General features: G+C 55.9%; 21 protein-coding genes. 8 read left to right on the top strand and 13 right to left on the bottom strand.

Translation table 11 applies throughout. The features are described 5' to 3' along the window. Window positions 1-54: 54 nt before the first annotated feature. Window positions 55-1,158: a hypothetical protein gene (locus tag MRBLRC7O_RS00480; protein ID WP_367727267.1), complete on the top strand. Its 1,104-nt coding sequence runs from the start codon at window positions 55-57 to the stop codon at window positions 1,156-1,158. 1,011 nt (window positions 1,159-2,169) lie between these two features. Here MRBLRC7O_RS00480 and MRBLRC7O_RS00475 read toward each other — a convergent pair. Further along, window positions 2,170-2,745, bottom strand: coding sequence for a recombinase family protein (locus MRBLRC7O_RS00475; RefSeq protein ID WP_367727266.1), 576 nt, complete (start codon window positions 2,743-2,745; stop codon window positions 2,170-2,172). Window positions 2,746-3,122: 377 nt separating this feature from the next. Here MRBLRC7O_RS00475 and MRBLRC7O_RS00470 point away from each other — a divergent pair, with 377 nt between their 5' ends. Then, window positions 3,123-4,058 (top strand): ParA family protein, encoded by a 936-nt coding sequence (locus tag MRBLRC7O_RS00470; protein WP_367727265.1) that lies wholly within the window; start codon window positions 3,123-3,125, stop codon window positions 4,056-4,058. Between the two features lie 41 nt (window positions 4,059-4,099). Then, on the top strand, window positions 4,100-4,531 hold the full coding sequence (locus tag MRBLRC7O_RS00465; RefSeq protein WP_367727264.1) for a hypothetical protein: 432 nt from the start codon (window positions 4,100-4,102) through the stop codon (window positions 4,529-4,531). Window positions 4,532-4,632: 101 nt separating this feature from the next. Here the strand turns inward: MRBLRC7O_RS00465 and MRBLRC7O_RS00460 are convergent, their stop codons facing one another. The 3 genes from MRBLRC7O_RS00460 to MRBLRC7O_RS00450 all read right to left on the bottom strand — a co-directional run bounded on the left by MRBLRC7O_RS00460 (window position 4,633) and on the right by MRBLRC7O_RS00450 (window position 6,892). Continuing rightward, complete coding sequence (locus tag MRBLRC7O_RS00460) at window positions 4,633-5,721, bottom strand: helix-turn-helix domain-containing protein (protein WP_367727263.1); 1,089 nt, start codon at window positions 5,719-5,721, stop codon at window positions 4,633-4,635. After that, on the bottom strand, window positions 5,718-6,341 hold the full coding sequence (locus tag MRBLRC7O_RS00455; RefSeq protein WP_367727262.1) for a hypothetical protein: 624 nt from the start codon (window positions 6,339-6,341) through the stop codon (window positions 5,718-5,720). Before MRBLRC7O_RS00455 ends, MRBLRC7O_RS00460 begins: the two co-directional genes overlap by 4 nt. Window positions 6,342-6,700: 359 nt before the next feature. Continuing rightward, window positions 6,701-6,892, bottom strand: coding sequence for a hypothetical protein (locus MRBLRC7O_RS00450; RefSeq protein ID WP_003503577.1), 192 nt, complete (start codon window positions 6,890-6,892; stop codon window positions 6,701-6,703). Between the two features lie 323 nt (window positions 6,893-7,215). On the opposite strand from MRBLRC7O_RS00450, the gene MRBLRC7O_RS00445 reads away from it, so the two are divergent. Next, a complete protein-coding gene (locus MRBLRC7O_RS00445; protein WP_003503579.1) occupies window positions 7,216-7,374 on the top strand; it encodes a YqaE/Pmp3 family membrane protein in 159 nt (52 codons plus the stop codon). 317 nt (window positions 7,375-7,691) lie between these two features. Then, window positions 7,692-7,934 carry a DUF982 domain-containing protein gene (locus MRBLRC7O_RS00440; RefSeq protein ID WP_003503584.1) on the top strand — a complete coding sequence of 81 codons (243 nt, stop codon included), beginning with the start codon at window positions 7,692-7,694 and terminating at the stop codon, window positions 7,932-7,934. A gap of 94 nt (window positions 7,935-8,028) precedes the next feature. Here MRBLRC7O_RS00440 and MRBLRC7O_RS00435 read toward each other — a convergent pair whose 3' ends face one another. The 6 genes from MRBLRC7O_RS00435 to MRBLRC7O_RS00410 all read right to left on the bottom strand — a co-directional run bounded on the left by MRBLRC7O_RS00435 (window position 8,029) and on the right by MRBLRC7O_RS00410 (window position 15,880). Then, the gene (locus MRBLRC7O_RS00435) at window positions 8,029-8,421 is read right to left on the bottom strand and encodes a PRC-barrel domain-containing protein (RefSeq protein ID WP_003503587.1); all 393 of its coding nucleotides are present in this window, start codon (window positions 8,419-8,421) and stop codon (window positions 8,029-8,031) included. A 129-nt stretch (window positions 8,422-8,550) separates the two neighbouring features. Then, window positions 8,551-9,432, bottom strand: a complete 882-nt coding sequence (locus MRBLRC7O_RS00430) for a helix-turn-helix transcriptional regulator (RefSeq protein WP_003503589.1) — start codon at window positions 9,430-9,432, stop codon at window positions 8,551-8,553. 107 nt (window positions 9,433-9,539) lie between these two features. Further along, window positions 9,540-11,729: a TonB-dependent siderophore receptor gene (locus MRBLRC7O_RS00425; RefSeq protein ID WP_080570181.1), complete on the bottom strand. Its 2,190-nt coding sequence runs from the start codon at window positions 11,727-11,729 to the stop codon at window positions 9,540-9,542. A 179-nt stretch (window positions 11,730-11,908) separates the two neighbouring features. Next, window positions 11,909-13,585, bottom strand: a complete 1,677-nt coding sequence (locus MRBLRC7O_RS00420; protein WP_080865794.1) for an ABC transporter permease — start codon at window positions 13,583-13,585, stop codon at window positions 11,909-11,911. A gap of 73 nt (window positions 13,586-13,658) precedes the next feature. Beyond that, the gene (locus tag MRBLRC7O_RS00415; protein ID WP_003503602.1) at window positions 13,659-14,675 is read right to left on the bottom strand and encodes an extracellular solute-binding protein; all 1,017 of its coding nucleotides are present in this window, start codon (window positions 14,673-14,675) and stop codon (window positions 13,659-13,661) included. Between the two features lie 155 nt (window positions 14,676-14,830). After that, complete coding sequence (locus MRBLRC7O_RS00410) at window positions 14,831-15,880, bottom strand: ABC transporter ATP-binding protein (protein ID WP_003503604.1); 1,050 nt, start codon at window positions 15,878-15,880, stop codon at window positions 14,831-14,833. Window positions 15,881-16,239: 359 nt separating this feature from the next. On the opposite strand from MRBLRC7O_RS00410, the gene MRBLRC7O_RS00405 reads away from it, so the two are divergent. The 3 genes from MRBLRC7O_RS00405 (at window position 16,240) to MRBLRC7O_RS00395 (ending at window position 20,676) form a co-directional block, all read left to right on the top strand. Next, window positions 16,240-17,952 (top strand): long-chain fatty acid--CoA ligase, encoded by a 1,713-nt coding sequence (locus MRBLRC7O_RS00405; RefSeq protein WP_080865792.1) that lies wholly within the window; start codon window positions 16,240-16,242, stop codon window positions 17,950-17,952. Between the two features lie 139 nt (window positions 17,953-18,091). Continuing rightward, window positions 18,092-19,717, top strand: coding sequence for a glucose-6-phosphate isomerase (pgi, locus tag MRBLRC7O_RS00400; RefSeq protein WP_080865790.1), 1,626 nt, complete (start codon window positions 18,092-18,094; stop codon window positions 19,715-19,717). An 89-nt stretch (window positions 19,718-19,806) separates the two neighbouring features. Further along, window positions 19,807-20,676: an ornithine carbamoyltransferase gene (locus MRBLRC7O_RS00395; protein WP_080866517.1), complete on the top strand. Its 870-nt coding sequence runs from the start codon at window positions 19,807-19,809 to the stop codon at window positions 20,674-20,676. A gap of 15 nt (window positions 20,677-20,691) precedes the next feature. Here MRBLRC7O_RS00395 and MRBLRC7O_RS00390 read toward each other — a convergent pair whose 3' ends face one another. The 3 genes from MRBLRC7O_RS00390 to MRBLRC7O_RS00380 all read right to left on the bottom strand — a co-directional run bounded on the left by MRBLRC7O_RS00390 (window position 20,692) and on the right by MRBLRC7O_RS00380 (window position 23,433). Next, window positions 20,692-21,420 (bottom strand): esterase family protein, encoded by a 729-nt coding sequence (locus MRBLRC7O_RS00390; protein WP_080865788.1) that lies wholly within the window; start codon window positions 21,418-21,420, stop codon window positions 20,692-20,694. After that, on the bottom strand, window positions 21,417-22,382 hold the full coding sequence (locus MRBLRC7O_RS00385) for an acetylxylan esterase (protein WP_080866516.1): 966 nt from the start codon (window positions 22,380-22,382) through the stop codon (window positions 21,417-21,419). Before MRBLRC7O_RS00385 ends, MRBLRC7O_RS00390 begins: the two co-directional genes overlap by 4 nt. 124 nt (window positions 22,383-22,506) lie before the next feature. Then, a complete protein-coding gene (locus MRBLRC7O_RS00380; RefSeq protein WP_003503619.1) occupies window positions 22,507-23,433 on the bottom strand; it encodes a carbohydrate kinase family protein in 927 nt (308 codons plus the stop codon). Window positions 23,434-23,454 lie beyond the last annotated feature (21 nt).

Here is a 23,454-nt window from a genome sequence, read left to right as displayed (position 1 = left end):
TGCCGACCTGAACGGCACGATCTCCTTGACCTATGGTCGGGGAGCCTGCGGCGTATGCAACAGGTTCTCGGACTAAAGGCCGTAGGGACCGTATCCATTCGGTTTTCCAACTCCCCGATCACCAGAGATCAAGGGGGCTTGATTGCGGGGACGCACCGCAACGATTGCCCCATAGTCGGGGCGGTCATGTTTTTAATCCTTATCCTCGGCGCCCTCGCATGGGGTGCGTACCAGTTCTTCAAATACAATACGAACTCAGGCGCAGAAGCCCTACGCGCATATATCTATCTTGAGGCGCTGCTTCGAGGAGACGGTAGAGAAACTGCACAGTCCCTCGTATCCGGCAACATGATCGATCTTGATACAGAAGTGATGCAGCACATCGTCAGCGAGATTCGCGTTGCTCATGCGGGCAGGCAATTACCCTTGATTGCTGAAGCCTATCGACAGGGTATGTCAAGCAGGATGCCGGGCTGGTATCGATGGTCAGCCTCGCAATGTGACCCAACCATTTCCGTGTTCGCGGTGTACACAAGCCCGCTGACTATGAAAGAGAAAGAACCGGATTGGGTGCAGTCTTACGTCACCTATTTCGTATTAGGCGAACTAAAGGCCGAACCGGAGGGGGAGATACCCGGCACAGTGCTTATGCCTGACAACCTCGTCACCATGCTAGAAGGCGGCTTTCCAGACCATTACAAGTTTTCAATTCCCGCCTCCCTCCGAAACTACATGGCATTCGCCTTTCCAGCTACTACGCAGTTCCGCAGCGACTTCCTGCATACTGAAATCAGGAATTACCTCACCAAAACACTACGGCTCCTTGGCCAACCTGGGATGATGAGGCAGATGCTGCAAAAGCAACATACTCAGATCAGTGGCTCTCCAATGACGGAAACCGAACTGGACGAACTGACGGCAGGGATAAAACAGCGCCAAGCCGAGGGGGTGGACGTTGTTCAAATGATGTACGGAATGGCCTTGCTATCGATTACAGAAGACGAGTTCCGCGCCAGACACGATAAAAGCTACGAGCAATTTGAAGCGGAAATGGTCGTCTTCAGCAATCGGCCAGATCGCAATGACACAGATTCAGAAGCAATAATTCCGAACCACGACGCGATACAACGGAGCACGTCAGGTTCAATCCAAAGCTAACAGGGCAAATAGCAACCTTTGATGAGGATGGAGCATTCCTGCATGCTTTCGTTTCCGGCACAGACCCTTATAGAACTGGCAAGAAACATTCACGCTAACTACTGATCCATCGCCCAGTGCCGTGGCCGGATGGCAATGCGAGTTGGTTGCCTGTGCTTCTCACGCCGAGCAACAGCCAATCTTATCATGTTCAACCATGCCGCATTCAGACGAGGACGACCACAGAGAGCAATTCCTGCTGCCACAATGGGGTTACCCCCCACACAGGACATGGGTCGGCAATGCCTGTCATGAGACCTTTGGAGAAACATCATCTGAAATCGACAAAGAACACACACCATGTCTGTATTTATAATTTGAATTTACGTAAGCGCCCTAGACAGCCTATTCTATCTATCTATCTATCTATCTATATATATATATCTAACTATTAATTCTATATATTATTATTCTGCACGTTATCCATTCTATCTACAATGTCATACTTGTATCCATCTATACCCTCTATTTATACCCGGTCATTGTGTCCTGTATTCCTATCCATTCCATTCCTAGCCTGAAACCGATATCGTTGGGCCGGTCGTTGTTTTTATTCCTTATATGGAGGATATAATAGACTTGTAACTTTGTGAGGAAAATCAAATATTTAAGCATTAAACGGCGGACACTCATTCCGGTACGTTGCTGCTTCACTACTAATCTATCGCATCGCGAGGCCTACAGATATTTCGGCCGCGCTGGATAGAATTTAGTTGTGATCTTTTCACCCAAATAGTTGCTACAGACCTAGCTATACAGAAGATTGCTTTAGTTCAAATATCTACCCGGGAAGCCAGAGAATAGAAAACCGCCATGTTGGGCCGTAGAGCGGCGATGGCGACCTAGTGGGGCAAACCCCCTATCCAAATCCGTAAATCGCGTGAGGGGTCTCCCCTGACCGAAACAAAGCGTATCCTTGTCGTGAATGCCCTCGCGTCGTCCTGAACCGACGGACGGCGGCCCAAAATCATCTCACGTTAAACCATCTTTGCTACCGGCCGCTATAATCTTCTGTACCGTCGCCTTCGAATAACCGATTGCATCAGCGACCTTACGTATGCTGACACCTTGATGGCGTAGCGCCATAACCTGCTTGCGAACATCGTCAGTAACTTGTGCGGGCCTGCCACCCGATCGCCCTTCCGCCTTTGCCTTCGCAATTCCCTCCATTTGCCGCTCCTTGCGGATATCCGCTTCAAATTCGGCTATTAACGCCAGTATGCCCATGACGAGTTTGCCCGTGCGGCTGCTGGTATCGATTGCAGTATCGTCCAGCACCTTGAATGCGACACCTTGCTGCTCCAAATTGCTTACAATCCTGTAGAGATCGGACGTCGAACGAGCCAATCGGTCTAGCTTGGTGACGAGCAAGGTATCACCCTCTCGCAGATACCGCAGACATTCGGCCAATGCAGGGCGTTCGCCGTCGAGACCTGATCGCTTTTCAGTGAATATCTTGGCTGCGCCTGCCGCTTCCAATTTCCCTACCTGAAGCGAATAGTCCTGTTGGCTAGTGGACACTCTTGCGTACCCAATAACTGCACCCATGCTTCGTACTCCTAATCTCTAAAAGATATGTGGACGAACAATTAGGGTACTCAAAATGTACAGTCAAGTTGCGTGTGATAAAAAGGTATACCTTTCTATCACAGCCTAGCCCCCTCCCCCCCTTATATGGACGAAACGTCATGCCCTTCCATCAGAGAGCAATACGTATTGAAAGTAGTTTTTCAGCAGGGAATATTTGAAGACAAGGGGGGCAGGGGGGGGAAGCCGACACACTAGTTTTTTATAAATACCCCTGCGAAAAATAGCGTTGTTTTGAAAAAGCGCTTGTCGCTAGAGATCATTTTTTATTGGACGACAAAGCTAAAGAATCGTTGTATTGCCGATAAATACGACTTTAACGTGCTGGGGGCATGCATATGGCAAAGCGAATTAGCGTCATCAACTTCAAAGGTGGCGTCGGCAAAACCACGCTTGCGTTTCAACTCGCAACTGGACTTGTGAGGTATCATAAGCCCGCGAGAGTACTGGTCGTCGACATGGATCACCAGAGCAGCCTCTCAATCGTATGTCTCGGCGCATCAGAATGGAATCGTCGTGTTGCAGCCAATAAGACCGTGAACGAGATTTTTAAACCGTTTATCGGCCAAAGCCCAATTATGCCGACCACAGATATCATCACTGGCAACCAACTCGCAGCAGCTCACTATTCCAATCTCAAGGTGGTTCCAGCGAGCCTGCAGCTCGACGATATCGAGATTGAACTCACCGCGTCTCACCACGGGAATGCTATCCAGTCCGAATGGGATAAACGTACGCTGGTGTGCCGATGGCTGGAGGAAGCTAGGGTAGATGAAATGTTCGACTACATAATATTCGACTGCCCTCCTGCGACGAAAATCGTCTCTCAGAATGCCATTGCAGCGAGCCATGGTTTTATTATACCCGTTATTCCCGAAGCCGTAATGGAAAGAGGCGCGCCACATCTATACAGTATGGTGCAAAATGGAATCGATAAGCGCTTGAAGGCGCTAGCTGCAATGGGCACACCACGTACCATGCACGTGCCAGATACCAAGCTTGTGGGGGTCGCAATCACTCGCATAAAAACACACGGACCGGCCGCATCGGGATACACGGATGACCACACGCAACATCTTGCTTCGATGCAGCGATATTGGAATACTAACTTGGTGACACCGTATATTGAAGATGGTACTGGTGTCTCGCAGACGCTCGCCGAAGGCGTCCCCGTTTATGACAGGGGCAACAGCCAAAACATCGGAGGCCGCGGTTTGCACACCATGTACCGGAAACTAACAGACGCCCTTAAACTGAGGATTGATGCATTGTGACTAAAGCGCCGGCAAAGTACGCCACAAGGAAGAGAAAGCCTGTGACGGGAGCAGAGTTGGGCCGCTATTTGAAAAGTCTTGCTCTACTCAATCGCGATCCAGTGTTCGGAAATCCTGAACTAAGTGAAGCGTTAATGGTGCTCGGAAAAACTTTTCTTGAGCAAAAGTCCTCTCCTTTCTCGACCATTTTGGATACAGTCGTAAATACATATTCTTCTGCACTATTCGCAGATGAAATATCTTTAGCAAAGCTCACCTTGGATGAGGTCAAAAAGAGATTGCGCAGACCGTCTATCACAAAGAGCGAACTCGTTGTGATAGGTATAAAACGATTTGGAATAGCTAAATCTCGCCTCACAAAACTTCCGAGGGAGCAGGTGATCGCGGCCATAGATGCGGCCGTCCAACATGAAGAGTCACTCGCAATCATTTCCGAAGAGGCCAAACGTGGTGGAGATCAACGGTCCTCGTGACGTCGCTGTAGTTTGAGATATTTAAGCTAACGTCACCAGTTGGCTTGCGCTCACTCTTAGAGGGTACTCAATATGCATCAAAGGCATATTATCATTTGAATTTATTTCACGATTCGCAATCTGGGCTTATCTGCGTCGGGATCACGAACTCCATAGAGGCTTCTAAGCTCTCCTTCGTGAAGGTGCAGAACTTTCTTGAAATCGGAAACAGTATACCCCAAACTATCTCGATGAAGTGACAAAATATGATCGAATAAGCGAGTCGCTTCATGAGGGAATTGAGTTTCGGCGGGCTCAGTTTTACGCCATCCTCTCGCACTCAACTGCCTCCAGAGATAACTGGACTGGTTCTCAGAGATGAGATTTGCTGCACCAGCCCTGTATAGGAGCGAAGCTACGGATACTCTCCAATATTGTTTTAGCTGAACAAGGCGCTCTAAGGTCACACGTCCACCGATAATGTCTGAGCGTAGCTGCGAAGCTGGAGCCAACAACTCGCCTGCAAATAGATCAGCCTCAGATTCCATTTCCTCTGTAGGAATAGAATGCATAATAAGGTGGCCCAATTCATGCGCGAGCGAATGACGCATACGGTCAGCAGGCGCCTTACTGTTGAGAAAAATTATCGGGGGAACGTCTCGGAGCCTCATAGTTACGCCGTCAACGTTCTCAACAAAATCGCATTTTATCACGAGTATACCAGCTCGCTCACAAAGTGCGGTTAGGCTCCGAATCGGACCATCTGGTATCATCCAAGCCCGCCTAATCAAATTAGCAACTTTGTCCGCCCCACCAACCTCTTCAACATCAAGTCGCGGCAAAGGAAGTTCAGGTGACAAGTCGATGGAGATCAACAGTCGTCGCAAATGCATAACTCGAAGGTTAAGCTCAGCATGTAAGCGCTTCAAATCGGAAGAAAGAACAGAAGCCTTTTTCCGCCACGCAACGTCATGCACACTCAGCGGCAATCCTGAAAGCTCATCATTCTGAAAAAAGAATGAAATCGGAAAATCTAAGGCGCTTGAAATCGCCTCCACAGTCGATTCAGAAGGGGCTCCATTGAGAAGCCCCCTTTCGATCCGTGAGTAATGTCCCTGATCCAACCCTGCCTGCTCCGAGATTTCCGTCTGACTTTTACCCCGAAACTGTCTCGCAAGCAGCAGCAGCTCGCTATTGAAATGAGCAGTCATAATTCGCCATCATTTTTCTTCTTGTCTTCAGACGCGGTATCAGTTCGCATTGACTTTAAGTTAGCCAATTTTTCGATATTCAGTTCTTCGTTGTCCAATGGCAGCATGTCCTGCACATCCTGAACAATCCCTGAGGAGGACAGTTCAATTTTCCAAAGCCACTCACCCTGCGATCGTGCAGATATTCCAGTCCAAACAATATCTGTCTCAAACTCGTTCAAAACATAGCAAAGCTCTACACGCTGCAAACCTGTGTATCCGTAAAGGTCTACGGCATGGTCATCAAACGACCGAGCTTCGATTGTTGGATACGTTGATGTGGTTAGTGAAACATCGGCGTGCTTGAAACGAAACAAGACCGAATCTTCGAGGACGAACGACGCCGTATCACGATGTGAAACGAGATCAAACCCGGCGTCATCGAAAGTGCATTGGTGAAGCTCATTTACAACAGCCTCCCAAACTAAACCACGAAACGTCGATTTTCTTAGCCACCGCGCTCGCTCCGGGTACTTTTCTTTCGCCTTAGACCATCCCGCGTCTACGGCATCATAAATTTTCGATGCACGCCCATTCTCTAGTAACACCTGCTGCACAAAATCACGAAGGGGTAAAGCCATGAAACTCTCCTATGGTGGCAGCATCATGGCATATTTTTTTACAAAAACAAGGTCAAAATATGCGCGATTATATGTTGTCGCGCGACCCGGCGGTTTCAGCCTCTTCGAGCAACTGGCGTGTTGATTAGTTATCGCAACAGTGCCATCATTGCGTACATGAAAGGGCGACATAGTGCGTCCTCACTGCCTGTAGAAGCCCCGCGTATTCAATAAGTTAGATTTTTGGAAAGCCCTCACGTAAGCGGCACCATTTTTCTCCCAGACTATTATCTAAATAGACGCGCGCTGTCGGGAATCACCCGAATCACATGGCCGGCCATGCAGACCGGCCCGATAAGAACGCCGTCGTTAACGAACAATCACGCCATACAACTGACCGTCAGACGGTGGACGCGGGCGGTAGCGATAATCACCGCGCCAATCCCTGCGATCCCGCCACTCTCTGTGTTGTCGCCAGTTCCGGCGGTCGTAATCACGGTAATATCTGTCTCGATCATAAGATCGATAATAGACGCCGGACGAGTAATATCCGCCTGTGCGGTAACCACCATCGTCAACGCATCCGCTCAGGATGCCGACCGATAGGAGGCAGATTGCTGCGGTTAGAATCTTCATGATCTCATCTCCCAATGACGGACCTCAACGTCTGTCTGTGTCCTCGGTTCCGTGAGCAAGAGTGATGCGGCAGGCCTGAACGAGGGCTGAATGGTGCTGAGCCCGCTCGCCTAATGCATCACACGGGAGTGGATCCCTCAGAATTGGCGGCTTCCGGTTGCCAGATGAAGGAAGGTATTCGTCATCAATAGGACGTTGAAACCAACCGGGCTCCACTTACGTTGATTGTCTAGTCTTGGTTAACTTGAAAGCACCCACTGTGGACGTCATCCGTATCCTGATCGCCATCATCCTCCCGCCCGTCGGCGTTTTTCTTCAGGTCGGGCTCGGCCTGCATTTCTGGATCAACATTCTCCTGACACTCTGCGGCTATGTTCCCGGCATCATTCACGCCATCTGGGTAATCCTGCGCAGGTGACATAGCCTTTTATCGACGATGGGATGTTCGCAACATTTTAGTACGTGATTAAATTCTCATTGGCTGCTGGAACCTCGTCTTCTCCCTCACGTTATGGTGATGACACCAGCCAAGGAGAAAATCATGAACCAGATCATCTACATCGTCGGCCTCGTCGTCATCGTTCTGGCGATCCTGTCGTTTTTCGGCTTCCGTTGATCCCCGTTGTCAATTCGATCGCTTGCGCATATCCTAAGCGGCAGTGACACACGACTGCGTTCATGGGTTGCTTCGCTGTCGGGTGTATTTCGGGATCGCGTTGCTCTGGGAGGTGCACGATGAAGAACGAGAGATGGACAGAACCTGTAGAGGTCAATCTTGAGGCGAATGGCAAGAGTGTCATCGCCGGCCCCTTCGAAGCACTGACATTGTTGACCGAAGGCTGGCCCAAAATCGGGGGGTTGAGCTTCGTAAGAGCGAGAAGCGCCTGCCGCGCCGCTCTTGACGGGCGCAAATCGCCCGAAGAGGCACGCAAGTGCTTTACCGATGCGGTTTCCGAGATGCAGAACAACACGCATTGACGCGCCAAACGAAAAACGGCTCCTGAAAAGGAGCCGTTCCTTTATGTGCGACACTTCCGGAGATAGAACAGCCGGAAGCGCCTTTTAGCAGATTTTACATCCAATACGGAGCGACGCCGTAATAGTCATAGACCTTGCGGTCCCTGGCGTTCAGCAGGTCGTTATCATCCAGATTGGCGAAGTGCGGCGCGTTTTCGATCTCTTCCTTGGTAAGATCGATACGGTAGCCGTCGAGTTCTTCGTCATAATGCAGCTTTTCCCAGGGCAGTGGGTAATAGTCGTCGCCGATTCCGAGAAAGCCACCGAAGCTCAATACCGCATAGGCGACGCGGCCGCCGCGTTTTTCCAGAATGATGCGCTGGATCGAGCCGATATGCTTGCCATCAGCACCATAAACGCGGGTGCCTTCCACCTTGTCGCTGGCGATCAGGCTCGGCGTATCCTTGACATAGGGGTCCTGTCCGGCGCGGGGTTCCTGATGCATCATGTGCCTTTCCTCCTTGTTTTTCCTCTTTGAGGTCACGTCTGGTAAACCCCGCGACAGGCAATTCGTTCCCCTGCGCTCCAGTCGCCTCGGCGGGAATTTTTTTGGAGGAAAATGGAACAAAATCCGTGCCTACTGACGGATCTTCTGCCAGACGGAGGGGGAAACACCGACCATCTTGCGAAAGACGCGGGAGAAATGCGCCTGGTCCGAAAAACCGGCGGCGATGGCGACATCGGTCAACGCCATGTCGGTCCGCATCATCAATTCCTTGACGCGATCAATGCGCGCCTGCATCTGCCACTGGTGCGGGGGCACGCCGGTAGAGGCCTTGAAGGCATGGCTGAAATGGGATTGCGAGAGGTTGGTGAGTTCCGCCAGCTCCTCCAGCCGGATCGACCGCAGGCAATGTTCGCGGATATAGTCCGTCGCCGCCCTTAATTGCCAGGCGGCGAGCTTGCTGCGTTTCTTGACCGGTTCCCGCTTCACTTTCAGGAAATCCGTGAGCAGCGCCAGCACGAGGCTTTCGCCATAGAGGTCATGCAGCGGATCGGGATTATCGCATTCGGCAGCAATCAGTCGCGCCAGCGCCAGTAGGCGCTCATCCTCGAACATCAGATGCGGATCGAGCAGCCCGTGCGGATCGAAGCCCTGCACCAGCCGGGCACCCAGCAATCCCGCATCGAAATGCAGATCGAGGTGGCGCACGAAGGAGACATTGCTCAGTTCCGCATGAACATCCAGATCGGCGGGAACGAAGGAAATCCGGTTCGCCTTTGACGACCCGTAATTATCGCGGCGGCAGCGGTTCATCATGAAGCGGCCGTCATCCGTCCCATCCATATCGAGCAGGAAAACGAAACGCGGGTCCTTGCCGACATAACGGCCACCCGCCTTCGGGGCGCAGCGCACGTCCCAGAGATCGGCGACGATGCCGTTCCACATCCTCGAGCGCGGGCCGCCAATGACGGCAAAACCCTCGATCTCATTTTCCATCCGCACGCGGAAAGCCATGGCCTCTCGATCCCGCAGGGCGCCATGGCGCCACTATAACATGATAAATCTATTCATGTTTATAGTGGCAAACCAATTTTCCCGCAACTACGGCCTTTGGCCGCCCATCACCACTTCTTGGAAAGCTTGAAAGTGATGGTGCGGCTATCGCCCCAGCCGCAGACGGAGACCCCGGCGCAGCTCTTCACATATTCCTTGTCGAAGACGTTGGCGACGTTGATCGATGCGGTCCAGTCGTTCTTCTCATAACGGATCGCGGCGTCGAAGACGGCGGCATCCGGCACGCGCAGCGTATTGGCCGCATCCGCCCAGGATTTGCCCTGATACCGCACGCCGCCGCCAAGGCTTAGGCCTTCCAGCGCATCATTGGTAAAGGCGTAATCCAGCCACAGCGAGGCGGTGTGGGCGGGCACGATCCATGGTGATTTGCCGATCAGGTTGGGATTGGCATCCTTGGTGATATCCAGATCGGTATAGGAATAGGACGCGATGGTCTTCCAGTTCTCACTGAGATTGGCCTTGGCCTCCAGCTCGAAGCCGGTGGATTCCACCTGCCCGAACTGGCCGCTCGTGGTCACGCCGCCCGCCGTATAGGACACGATGGCATTGTCCTTGACCAGCTTGAAGACGGAGGCGGTGATGCTGCCGTCAAAGAAGGTCGGCTCATATTTGATACCCGCCTCGAACTGGTGTCCCTCCTCCGGTACGGCGGGGGTGCCGTCGGCAAGCGTATCGATGAGGGGATTGAAGAAGGTGGCAGCCGAGACATAGGGCGTCAGGCCATTGTCGAATTCATAGGCGAGACCGGCGCGGCCGCTTAACGCATCGTCATTGGAGCGGCGGGACAGGCCGGCAGGCAGCCTGTTGTTCAGTTCCGTATCGACATAATCGTAACGGCCGTTCAGCGTGACCAGCCAGCCATCGCCGAAACGCAGCTGATCCTGGGCGTAGATGCCGATCTGCTGCTGGGTCACGATATTGTCGGCATAAACGAAATTCGTTCCCTGCGTCGAGCCATAGACCGGGTTGAGCGCGCCGATCGAATTCGATCCGCAGCAGGCCTGCACCTGATCCAGCCGGTAATATTTATAGTCGAGGCCAAAGAGCAGCGAATGGTTGACCGCGCCGGTATCGAACTCGCCTTCAACACGGTTATCCACGCCGAAGCTGTCGACCTTCGACACGCCGTCATAACCGAAGCGGGTCAGCATATAGTCGTTGGTGGTGGCATCGAGGATCGGCTGGCCATTAGCGTCCGCATTGGCCCAGCCGCCCGCATAGGGTCCGGTCTCGTGCTTGTAGAGGTGGCCGTAACGGGCGTTCTGGCTGATCTTCCAGCCATTGTCGAATTCATGGCTGACTTCGTAACCCACCATCGACTGGTAGACGCGGCCATTATCGATATCCGGCTCACCATAAAAGGCCTTGCGATCGAGCTTGCCGAAGGGCGCGTCCACGACCGTGCCGACATAGGGCAGGAAGCCGTTGCCGATATGGACCTGATCGAGCGCCGAGAAATAGCCGTAGAGCGTAGCGCTTGTCTGCGCATCCGGCTCGAAGGTGATCTGCGGCATGATGAAGCCGCGCAAATCCTCGGAATAGTCGGTGTAATTGTCGCCGCCGGAGACCTTGCCGGTGACGCGGTATTTCCACACGCCTTGCTCATCGACCTTGTCGCCGAGATCGAAGCCGAAGAAGGCATTGCCGAAATTATTGATGCCGATTTCCGTTTCCCGCACCGACTCATCCTGCGTGCGCTTGCGGACCATCTGCACAATGCCGCCGGGATTGGCGCCGCCGTAAAGCACCGAGGCGGGGCCTTTCAGGACCTCCACGCGCTCCAGACCGTAGGCATCCATCTGGAAACCGCCGAAACCGTAGCTGAACAGGTTCAGCCCATCGAGGAACACGCCGGTCTGGGTTGCCTGAAAACCGCGAATATAAATCCAGTCCGTGTCCGGGTCCGTGCCGAAGGGTTCCGCCGTCACACCGGGGGTGTAACGCAGCACTTCATCGATTTTCGTCACCGCGCCGCGGTCGTTCATTTCCTGGCGGCCGACGACCGATACGGATTGCGGAATATCCTTGGTTTCCGTCTCGGTTTTCGAACCGGTGGCGCTTTTCTTCGCGACATAACCGCGGACCGGGCCAGTCGCGTTTCCCGCGCCCTGCCCTTCAACGGTAATCTGCTGCAGAACGGTCGTGTCCTGCGCGTGGCCCATCGCTGGCGCCAGCAAAACAATGGCGGCCGTGCCCAAAGCCAGACGGCTCAAAAACATCCCATGCAAATTTTTCAAGATATGCCCCGAAACAGATCGCGGTCGATGTCCCTATCCGACAGGCCGCAGCACCTCAATTAAGATGAGTGTTTACATCATGATTAAGTGGGGATGCTTGTCGTTTTCGGGGCGGATTTGAAGCTTATTGGCTTCTCGCACAGTTTTGCGCCCGTCATTTATCGGGCTAAGCTTCGATGTCAGCCCTTACGCCGGCCGATCCTCGCAAGCAGCACCACGGGAAGCATGCCGATGACGACAATTGCCAGGGCTGTGATAGACGCCTCTTCATAGGTGCCGCGCGCCGCTTCGCCATAAAGATGAGTTGCGAAGGTTTCGAAGTTGAGCGGCCGCAGGAGAAGCGTGGCGGGAAGCTCCTTGACGCAATCGACAAAGATCAGCAGTGCCGCAGCCGCAAGCGACGCCTTGGAAAGCGGCAGATGAATCTGGCGGAATGTCTGCGTCGCGGATCGCCCGAGCGTACGCGCGGCATGATCGAAGGATTGCGGGATACGGCTGAGGCCGGCATCGACGCCGCCCGCGGCAATGGTGAGGAAACGCGCCGAATAGGCATAGATGAGGGCCGCGCCGCTGCCGATGAAGATCAGGCCGGTGGAGATGCCGAACCAGTCACGCATGGTCTGGTCGACAAACCGGTCGAAACCGCCGAGTGCAATCAGTACCCCGATGGCGATGACCGTGCCGGGGGCAGCATAACCCACTGTCGAAAGACGATAGGACCAGAGCGCGAGACGTCCCGGTGCAACGCGCATGGCGTAAGCAACGGCAAGGCCCAGGATAAGCGTGATCACCGTCGCCAGCCCGGCAAAGAGGATGGTGTTAAGAGCCTCATCGGCGAAACGGGCCGACAGGCCGCTGAAGCGGAAGCGCTTCCAAGCCTCAATGACGAGATAGCTCGCGGGTGCTACGAAGCCGATCAGGACCGGCAGACTGCCGAGCACGAAGGCGCCCCAGCCCTTCAGGCCGATGAGCCGCAGCGGTTCCAGTTCCCTGCTTTTCTGTGCAGAAACCGCGTAACGTTGCTTGCGCCGCGCCCAGCGCTCGAGCGCCACAAGGGCGACAACGATGAACAGCATGGAGAGCGCGATCTGCGCCGCACCCGGAAGGTCGGATTTCGTGACCCATGTGGTGTAGACGGAAACGGTGAGGGTGCGGACGCCGAGGAATTCCGATGCGCCGATATCATTCAGCGCTTCCATCAAGGCTAGGCTGATGCCGACCGCGATCGCCGGGCGCGCCAGCGGCACCGCGACCTTGAAAAAAGCCGCGCGTCTTGAAACGCCGAGCGTGCGAGCCGCTTCCAGCAGGTTGCCCGCTTGCGTCAGGAACATGGCGCGCACGGGAATATAGACATAGGGAAACAGCACGAAGCCGAGGAGAACGATGCAGCCCGTCATCGACCTTATGTCCGGCAGGCGGAATTCTCGTGGGCTTGAATAACCGAGCAGCCAGCGGATCGCACCCTGCGCCGGCCCGATGGGATGCAGGATATCGAGATAGGCATAGGCAACGATATAGGTGGGCATGGCCAGCGGCAGCAGCAGTGCCCATTCCAATAATCTGCGGCCGGGAAAATCATAGGCGGTGACCAGCCATGCGGCATAGGTTCCAATGACACCGGCCAGTAGCCCGACACCAGCGAGAAGGATCGCCGTATCCGGAAGCGCCGTCCAGAGCACGGTCGAGCCGAGATGCGCCCAAAGGCCTTCAGACCCCTGCAAAGCCTGTGAGACAAGCGCCAGAACCGGCACCATGGCGCCACAGACCGCCAGCACGGAGAGGCACAGCCACCAGAAGGTGGATGAAAACCTGGCTCGGGCACGAGGTGTCAATGGCTGGATGGCGTCTGGATTCATGTGCTTTTGGAAAATACGCGGAAAGGCGCCCGCAGATGCGAACGCCTTCCACCATGTTATCGCTGATTGGCCTTTACTTGTCGAAACCGACCTTGTCGACCAGCTCGCTCGCCTGCTTGCGATGCGAGACGATTTCCGTGAGCGGCTTGTTATCGATCTTCAGCGTGCCGAAGGAAGCGATGATCTCGTTGAGAGCAGCACCCTGCTTGACCGGATATTCGTAGTTGGCTTCAGCATAGATCTTCTGGGCTTCGTCCGAAACGAGATATTCCAGCAGCTTGACGGCTTCCGCCTTGTTCGGAGCATTCTTGGCCACAGCCGCGCCGCTGATATTGACCTGCGTGCCGCCGTTCTTGAAGGTCGGCAGAACCACCTTGATGGCGTCGCCCCACTTCACCTGCTCCTCGCCGCCCTTGCCCGAGCGCATCAGGCCGACATAATAGGAGTTGGCGATGCCGATGTCGCAAATGCCACCGAGGATGTCCTTGGCAACGTCGCGGTCGCCGCCGCCTGCCTTGCGGGCCAGGTTTTCCTTGACGCCGGCAAGCCACTTCTCGGTGTCCGCAGCGCCGTAATGGGCGATGTAATCGGCAAACAGCGCCGTGTTATAGGGATGCTGGCCGGCGCGAATGCAAACCTTGCCCTTCCACTTTGCATCCGCCAGATCTTCATAGTTGAAGGAGGCGAGATCGACATCCTTCGCCGCGTAGAGAACGCGGGCACGCATGGAGAGCGCGAACCAATGGCCCTTGGCGTCGCGAAGTTCAGCCGGGATGGCCTTCGTGAGAGTCTCGGATTCAACTGCCTGGGTGACGCCCTTTTCAGCGAGATCAACGAGGTTGCCCGCATCCACCGTCATCAGAACGTCGGCCGGCGAGCTTGCGCCTTCGCTCAGAACGCGCTCCGCAAGACCGTCCTTCAGGAACACGGTGTTGACCTTGACGCCGCTCGAAGCGGTGAAGGATTCCAGCAGGGGCTGGATCAGGCCCGGTTCGCGGGTGGTGTAGATGTTGAGTTCAGCAGCGCTGGCCGTTCCGGCCGCAAAGGCAACCGTGCTGGCAAGCAGGGCAAATCTCGTAAATTTCGTCATGTTTTGTCTCCCTCTCCGATAGCGGCAATATAGGGGGAGCAGACATCATACATGACGGCCCAAATCAAGTTTTATTTCTTGGTTTTTTGAGCCGCTGCGATCACCAAGAGTTGAAAATAGACAGGGAATAAAAGCGCCAGTCCATTCATTCAACTTCAGGTAAAGATGAGAACCCCTTTGGGGTCTATACCGAAGCGCACCGCCGTGGTCCGGGCGGGTGTGCGCTGCATCGTCCTGACCCGCAGGTCGGAAGGCAGTCCGGGCACGGCTATGCCAAGCTGCTCGATCTCGCCGAGAAAAACGCGGCTCGATATTTCGCCGGCAATCCCCTCTTTCGCGGCGCCGTCCTCGATGATCGAAATCGCATTAGGGCGAACATAAGCGACGGCGGCGAGACCATCGGGCAGATCGGAGGCGTCACCCAACAGCCCGAGCGGCGTTTCGACGCGACCCTCTCTCACCCGGCCCTCGATCTTGTTGAAGGCACAGAAAAAATCGGCGGCATAGCGGGTTTTGGGATTATCGTGGATTTCGTAACCCGTGCCGCTCTGCACGATACGTCCGCGCTGCATCAGAACCACACGGTCACCTGCGGAAAGCGCCTCCTCCGGATCATGGGTGACCATGATCGCCGTCGTGCCCAGTTGCCGCAGGAGGCCGAGCGTTTCCTCGCGCACGCTGTCGCGCAATCCCCTGTCCAGATTGGAAAAGGGCTCGTCCATCAACAGCAGGCCGGGCTGCGGTGCAAGCGCACGGGCAAGCGCCACGCGCTGCTGCTCACCGCCCGAAAGCGTATGCGGATAACGTTTTGCCAGCTCCTGCAGGTGAACATGTTCGATCATCTCGGCAGCGCGGCGGCGAGCCTCCACCTTCGGCAAAGTGCGAAGACCGAACATGACATTCTGTTCCACGGTGAGATGCGGAAACAGCGCATAATCCTGAAAGACAAAACCGATATTGCGCTTTTCCGGCTCGACGAAAACAGCGGGGCCGGCAACGACAGCGCCGTTCAGGGAAACGCTGCCATGGTCCGGCGTCTCCACGCCCGCCACAATGCGCAGCAGGGTCGATTTTCCACAGCCGGAGCGCCCCACGAGACAAATAATTTCGCCACGTTCGACGGAAAGATCGATATCGGACAGCACGTCCGTATCGCCGAATCTTTTCCCAACCGATTTCAGTTCAAGCGCTGCCCTGCCTGCCATTTCCAATCCTGCCCTGCTTTGCGAATTATGTTGATCGCTCAAATCAGGATTAAAGTCAAAAAAGCTGGGAAAAATGCATTTCCCTTCACGAGTTGGCGAGATGTGCGGCAGCAATATTGACGTTTACGTTAGAGTTAAATAGGTTTTGCCGACGAGATGGACGCCAAGGGATTACGCGTCTATCATTCGTTACCGGGGAGCGAGAGGAGCGGTCGATCCGGTGACGCCACATGAGGTTTCCTCAACCCGGCCGATTGGGCCGGTTGAATGCGGGAGCCTCGTGAACATCAGGCAGCCGAAAGCGCCGTTAACGCATTTCAATGAATGCGCGGCGCAACAAAGACTCTGGGAGGAGAAGCATGAGTGAACTGTCCTTGGGACACCCGGAAAATGTCGGCGCACAGAAGCGCTGGCTGGCATCCTATCCGCCGGGCGTACCTTCCGAAATCCCCGCATCCGCCCATGCCTCCCTTGTCGAACTTCTCGAAAAGAGCTGTGCGCAATTTGCCGACCGCAAGGCCTTTTCCAACATGGGAAAGTCCCTGACCTATCGGGAACTGGACGCTGAAACCCGCGCGGTCGCCGCCTGGCTGCAATCCAGAGGACTGGAAAAAGGCGACCGGGTTGCCGTGATGATGCCGAATATCCTGCAAAATCCCGTCGCCGTATACGGGATCCTGCGAGCTGGCATGGTCGTGGTCAATGTCAATCCGCTCTACACACCGCGCGAACTGGAACATCAGCTTAAGGATTCCGGCGCAAAGGCGATCTTTGTGCTGGAAAACTTCGCCCATGTGGCGCAGCAGGCGGTGCCAAAAACCGCCGTCCGGCATGTGGTCGTCGCGGCGATGGGCGATCTGCTTGGTCTCAAGGGACATATCGTCAATCTGGTGGTTCGCAAGGTCAAGAAACTGGTGCCCGCCTACACCATCCCCGGCTCCATCGGCTTCAAGGCGATGCTGAAGGAAGGTCAGGGATTTTCGTTGAAGCCGGTCAGCCTCACGGCGCAGGACATCGCCTTCCTGCAATATACCGGTGGCACAACGGGCGTATCCAAGGGTGCGGTTCTCACCCATGCCAATCTTCTGGCCAACAAGGTCCAGATCAGCCTGTGGCTGGACGCGGCCTTCAATGGCAAAAAAGATCGCCCGGAGGTTCTCAACTTCATCTGCGCGCTGCCGCTCTGCCACATCTTCGCATTGACGGTGAATTCGCTGATGGGCATTGCGCTCGGCGGCCATAACCTGCTGATCGCCAATCCGCGTGATATTCCCGGCTTCGTGAAGGAGCTGGCGCATTATCAGCCACATGTTTTCCCCGGCATCAACACGCTTTTCAACGCGCTGATGAACAACGAGGATTTCCGCAAGCTCGATCTGTCGTCCCTCATTCTGGTTCTCGGCGGCGGCATGGCGGTGCAAAGGCCCGTTGCGGAGCGCTGGCTTTCCGTCGTCGGCTGCCCGATTGCCGAAGGTTACGGCCTCTCCGAGACATCACCCGTTGCAACGGTCAATCGTCTCGATTCCACGGAATTCAGCGGCACCATCGGCCTGCCGATTTCCTCGACCGAAATCGATATTCGCGACGAAGACGGCAACAGCCTGCCAACAGGGGAAGTCGGCGAGATCTGCATCCGCGGTCCGCAGGTCATGGCCGGTTACTGGCAGCGGCCGGATGAAACCGCAAAGGCCATGACCGCGGACGGCTTCTTCCGATCCGGCGACATGGGGTTCATGGACGAGCGCGGTTACACCAAGATCGTCGATCGCAAGAAGGACATGATCCTCGTTTCCGGTTTCAACGTCTATCCGAACGAGGTGGAGGAAGTGGCCGCCAGCCATCCGGGCGTGCTGGAGTGCGCGGCAATCGGTGTTCCGGATGAACATTCGGGCGAAACGGTCAAACTTTTCGTGGTCAAGAAGGACCAGTCCCTGACGGAAGCGGAGCTCAAGGCGTTCTGCGCCAAGAACCTGACGAACTACAAACGGCCGAAAATCATCGAGTTCCGCACTGAGTTGCCGAAATCGAATGTCGGCAAAATCTTGCGGCGCGAATTGCGCAATCTGAACTGATTGTTTCAGCCAATGGGGAGAGCCGGGCGACCGGCTCTTTCTTTCATCCCGGCCCTTTTCTTTTATCAAAGTCGCCTTGATTTGGCCGCCTGAAAAAGAATAGTTTCCTCATCCTTCCACGGAAGCCGAGGAGCACAAGATGCAGGCCACCATCGAAAAACTGAAAGCAACGGCGAGCAGCACAGCCGCAACCGATCTTCGCGCCGCCTTTGCGGCCGACGACAAGAGATTCAGCCGTTTCAGCGCCAAATTCGATGACCTGCTGATGGATTATTCCAAATGCGCCGTGAATGAGGAGATCGTTACGCTTCTCGAGCAGCTCGCACGCGAAGGCGGTGTCGAGGCCAAACGCGAGGAGATGTTCTCCGGCAAGGCAATCAACTTCACCGAAGACCGCGCCGTGCTGCATACCGCGCTGCGCAATCGCTCCAACACGCCGGTTCTCGTTGACGGCAAGGACGTGATGCCTGATGTGAACGCCGTTCTGGCGGCCATGGGCAAATTTGCCGATGCGATCCGTTCCGGTTCGCTGAAGGGCGCGACTGGCAAGAAGATTACCGACGTCATCAATATCGGCATCGGCGGCTCCGATCTCGGCCCTGTCATGGCAACGCTGGCGCTCGCACCTTTCCATGATGGCCCACGCGCGCATTTCGTTTCCAACATCGATGGCGCGCATATTGCCGACACACTGAAGCTGGTTGACCCCGAGACCTCGCTTTTCATCGTCGCCTCAAAAACCTTCACCACCATCGAAACCATGACGAATGCCGCCACGGCGCGCCGTTTCATCGCCGAAAAGCTGGGTGAAGCAGCCGTCAAGCATCACTTCGCCGCCGTTTCGACCGCGCTCGACAAGGTGGCTGCCTTCGGTATCGAAAGCGACCGCATCTTCGGTTTCTGGGACTGGGTTGGCGGACGTTATTCGATCTGGTCGGCCATCGGCCTGCCACTGATGATCGCCATCGGGCCGGATAATTTCGGCAAGTTTCTGGATGGCGCGCATGCCATGGACAGGCACTTCCGCGAGGCGCCGATCCGCGAAAACCTGCCGATGCTGCTCGGCCTCATCGGTTTTTATAACCGCAACGTGCTGAATTATCCAACCCGGGCGATCCTGCCCTATGACCAGCGGCTCTCGCGTTTCCCCGCCTACCTGCAGCAGCTCGACATGGAATCGAACGGCAAGGGTGTGACCATCGACGGCACGCCGGTCGAAGGCCAGTCCGGCCCGGTTGTCTGGGGCGAACCCGGCACCAACGGCCAGCACGCCTTCTATCAGCTCATCCACCAGGGCACGAGCGTCATTCCGGCGGAATTCATGATCGCCGCCAACGGTTTTGAGCCAGAACTGCGCCACCAGCACCAGCTTCTCATCGCCAATTGCCTGGCGCAATCGGAAGCGCTGATGAAGGGCCGCACGTTGGCCGAAGCGAAAGCCCAGCTCACTTCCAAGGGCATGGAAGACAAACTCGCCGATTTCATCGCGCCGCACCGCGTTTTCACCGGCAACCGTCCGTCCATCACCTTCGTCTACGACAAGCTGACGCCGTTTGCGCTTGGCCGCCTGATCGCGCTCTACGAGCATCGCGTCTTCGTCGAAGGCGTGCTGTTCCGCATCAACTCCTTCGACCAGTGGGGCGTGGAGCTTGGCAAGGAACTGGCGACCGGCCTGCTTCCCGTCGTTGAAGGCAAGGAAAGCGCTGCCGGCCATGACAGCTCGACGCAGGGACTGGTGAAGGCGCTGGCGGGACTGGCGGGATAAACCCCACACGCCGCAATTTACGAAAGCCGGAAGGAGACTTCCGGCTTTTTTCAATGCAGCGTTGGTCGAATATCGTTTTGGAGGCGCATATGCCGTTGCAGCCGGGCAAGGACTTTCTGGAGTTTCACGACCTGCCCGCGGATGCGGTCTTCTCGATCATCGACCGCGCGTGCGCTCTGGCCGAGGACTGGTCAAAGGCCACGATGCCACAGACCCTCAAGGGAAAGCGCATCGGGCTGATCGTTGATGACACCGGCTGGCGCAATACCGCAGCTTTCGATCTTGGCATTCAGGCGATGGGCGGCATTTGCGTCACCGTTCCGATCAGCTTTAACGGCCGCGAAGACATTGCCGATCTGGCGGGCTATCTCGACAATTGGTTCGATCTGCTGATCGTGCGCACGAAAGAACTCTCGACCCTCCGGGCGCTTGCAGCCGAAATGCGTGCGCCTGTCATCAACGCGCGGACAAAGTCCAATCATCCATGCGAAACGCTTGGCGATTTGGCCTATGTCAAAAGCGTGAGAGGCCGGATAGACGGCCTCAAAATCGTCGGTGTGGCACCGGATGCCAATATTTTACGCTCATGGGTCGAAGCCTCGATTTCCCTGCCCATTCAGGTCACGCAGGTTTATCCCGATCAATGGCACGTCACCGATGCCGCCCTCATCAATCCGAACTTCCGGGTAAGCACTGAGATGGCAGAGTTGCTGGATGCGGATGTCGTCATTACCGATTCCTGGCCCGCCGGCGCGGATTTTCATCTGACCGATTATCGCGTATCCGCATCGCTTCTCGACAGGATGCGGCCCGATGCGATCTTTTTGCCCTGCCCGCCAGTCGCGCGTGGTGAGGAGGTGACGACGGACGCCATGGTGCACCCGGCCTGCCAGAGCCGGGCAGCGAAGGCATTTCTCCTACATGCCCAGAATGCCCTGATGGAATTCCTGCTCGCCTGAGATGCGGGTCCGGCCTCAAATATAAAGCGCAGCCATCTTGCGCCACGCGCCCGCACGGTGGGCGCGGCCATCCCAGACATGCATCTGATGCCCCACCTGCTTGTCCGACAGAACCCGGCTCAGATGATGATTGTTGTCCAGAAACGGGTCGGCATCGCCGATGGTGAAGACCATGTCGATGCGGCGCAGGTGATCAAGCCGCCATGGGCAGGCGAGGCCCGGCAGAAAATGGCTCGGCATGTGAAAATAAACATCGTCATCGTAATAACCATCGAACAGGTCACCGAAAGATTCCACCTTCATCGTCAGATCATAACGACCGGAAAAGGCGACGAGCTTGCGAAAAAGATGCGGGTGGCGAAAGACGAGGCTGGCGGCCTGAAACGCACCGAGACTGCAGCCCTGCACGATCGTGTCACTATTCGGGTTTTTCTCGGCCATCAGCGGCAGCACTTCGTTCAGAATATACTCTTCGAAAGCGGCATGTCGGCGAATGCGATCGGCGGGATGATGCCCGGCCGCATAGAAGGTCTCTCTGGCCAGCCCCTCTATGCAATAGAGCTGAAGGTGGCCCGCCTCCAGCTTGTCGGCCAGACTGCCGACAAGGCCCAGTTCCTCATATTCGAAGAAACGCCCATCGCGGGTGGGAAACATCAGCACCTTGGCGCCAGAATGGCCGAATATTAACAGCTCCATGTCGCGATGGAGCCTTTGACTATACCAGCGGAGATATTCGCGTTTCATAGCACCTTGAAAAACCGTCTGACCTTGTCCTTATGGACCGCATCTTGCGATGCGCTGTCAGGGTAATCGAAATGTCCGGCGTCGAGGATGAAGATTTCATTAAATTTTGATTGTGGCAGCGCATTGGCCACCGCGAACTGGCAAGGCGGCGCCACTGCCGGATCGAAAAGCGCAGGCGCGACCAGCATCGGCACTTTTATGCGGGCGGCGGCGCAGGCGGCATCGAACAGGCGCAGCGTTTCAAGCACATTGGCATGGGTCTTCTGGTACGTCTGAACCGCATCCGCGCTGCCGACGGTGGGCAGCGTCAGCCAGAACGGCCGGTGTCCGAATGTCGGGACCACCAGATGGCCGCGATCAATACGCTCGTCGAAAGGGATGGCCAGGGCGCCAATGCCGCCGCCGAAACTGATGCCGCTATAACCCACCTGCCCCTCCAGCCAGGGATAAAGGCTTATGAGCGTGGAAACGGCAACCCACAGATCATCGACGCAGCCGCCAATGATGTAATCGTCTTTCCTGTCGATATTATAGAGAACATGGAGGGCCGGGTCGGACGAGATCGGCGGGCAGGCGCTCAGCGAAAGCCCGCGAAAACAGGGAAACAGCACGGCTGTTTCTTCCACCGGCACGTCGAAATCAGGAGCCTCGCGACCGCCATAACCATGGCCCACAACGAGGCCGCGACGCACCTGCCCCTCGCGCGGCAGCAGCATCCACCCGCCGATACGAAAACCGCCGGTGGAGGTGTAGGTCATATCGAGGACATGCCAGCGGGGGTCGCTGAGCCTGCTCTTGCGCAGTACCGGTCGAGGATCCGTGGCGAGCGCGCGGCGATGGCGCTTTTTCCAGAAATCATCGAAGCCCGGCGGCGCCTCGGGCGGGGTGATGGCCAGCAACTGTTCACGCTGCATGCCATAGGTCGGGTCGAAATCAAAAGGATGGGACTTGGGAACGCTCATGCGATGCTTGTTTCGTGAAAAAACAGCGGACACAAGCTTCATAATATCGAAATAACGGTTTTTTACGGCTTTAGCGGCGGGAAGAGTGTTGAACCACCTGTTCAAAATGGTTCAACCGCGCCCATCACAAACCGATCTCATGCGCAAAGGGTGGATTCGCGCCGGCCCGCGAGACCGTGACCGCCGCAGCCTTCGCACCCAGCGCCAAAGCCTTCCTGATCTGCTCTTCCGTCAGCGAGGCAACCTGCGCCTTGGTCAGAAGGCCCTGCATTTTCAGCGAAGCGAGAATGCCGGCATCGAATGTATCGCCCGCACCGACCGTATCGACTACCTCTACCCGTTCGGACGCCACTTCCACCTTGAAATTGGCCGAATAACCAACGGCACCCTTGGCGCCCCGGGTGACCACGACGAGTTTTGCGCCATGATGCAGCCAGTGGCGTGCAAGCGTCTCCTCGTCGCCTTCCACTCCGAACCATTCAAGGTCTTCGTCGGAGAATTTTACGATGTCAGACTTCGCCGCCATACGGAGGATGCGAGCCATATGCGCCTGCTTGTCCTTGATGAAACCGGGGCGGATATTCGGATCGAGCGAAATGACGCGGCTTTGGTGCTCGCGTACCAGCAGCGCCTCATAGGTACTGCCGCAAGGTTCCGGAATGAGACTGATGGCGCCGAAATGCAGCGCCTCGCAATCCGCGCCAAGCGCCGGAAGATCGGCCTCGGTAATCATCCTGCCGGCGGTATTCTCGTCATAAAAAGCGTATGTGGCATGGCCATCGATGAGCTTGACGAAGGCGATCGTGGTCGGCCGCGAAAGCATTGCGCAATAGCTGAAATCCACATTGCTCGCCCGCAGGGTTGTCCGCAGGATATCGCCCATCATGTCGTCGGAAAGACCTGTGAAGAACGCGGATGGGACGCCGAGACGCCCCAGCGCAATCGCCGTGTTGAAGACCGCTCCGCCTGCATAGGGGGCAAAACCCGCCTCGCCCAGCGTCGTCTGCCGGGGCAGCATGTCGATCAGGGCTTCACCACAACACAGGATCATTACGGTCCTCCTCAAACAGCA

This window comes from Agrobacterium radiobacter (assembly GCF_040801995.1).
In the GTDB taxonomy this organism is placed as follows: domain Bacteria; phylum Pseudomonadota; class Alphaproteobacteria; order Rhizobiales; family Rhizobiaceae; genus Agrobacterium; species Agrobacterium radiobacter.
Note: the sequence above shows the minus strand (reverse complement) of the source record. Positions and strands in the feature narration are given on the sequence as shown.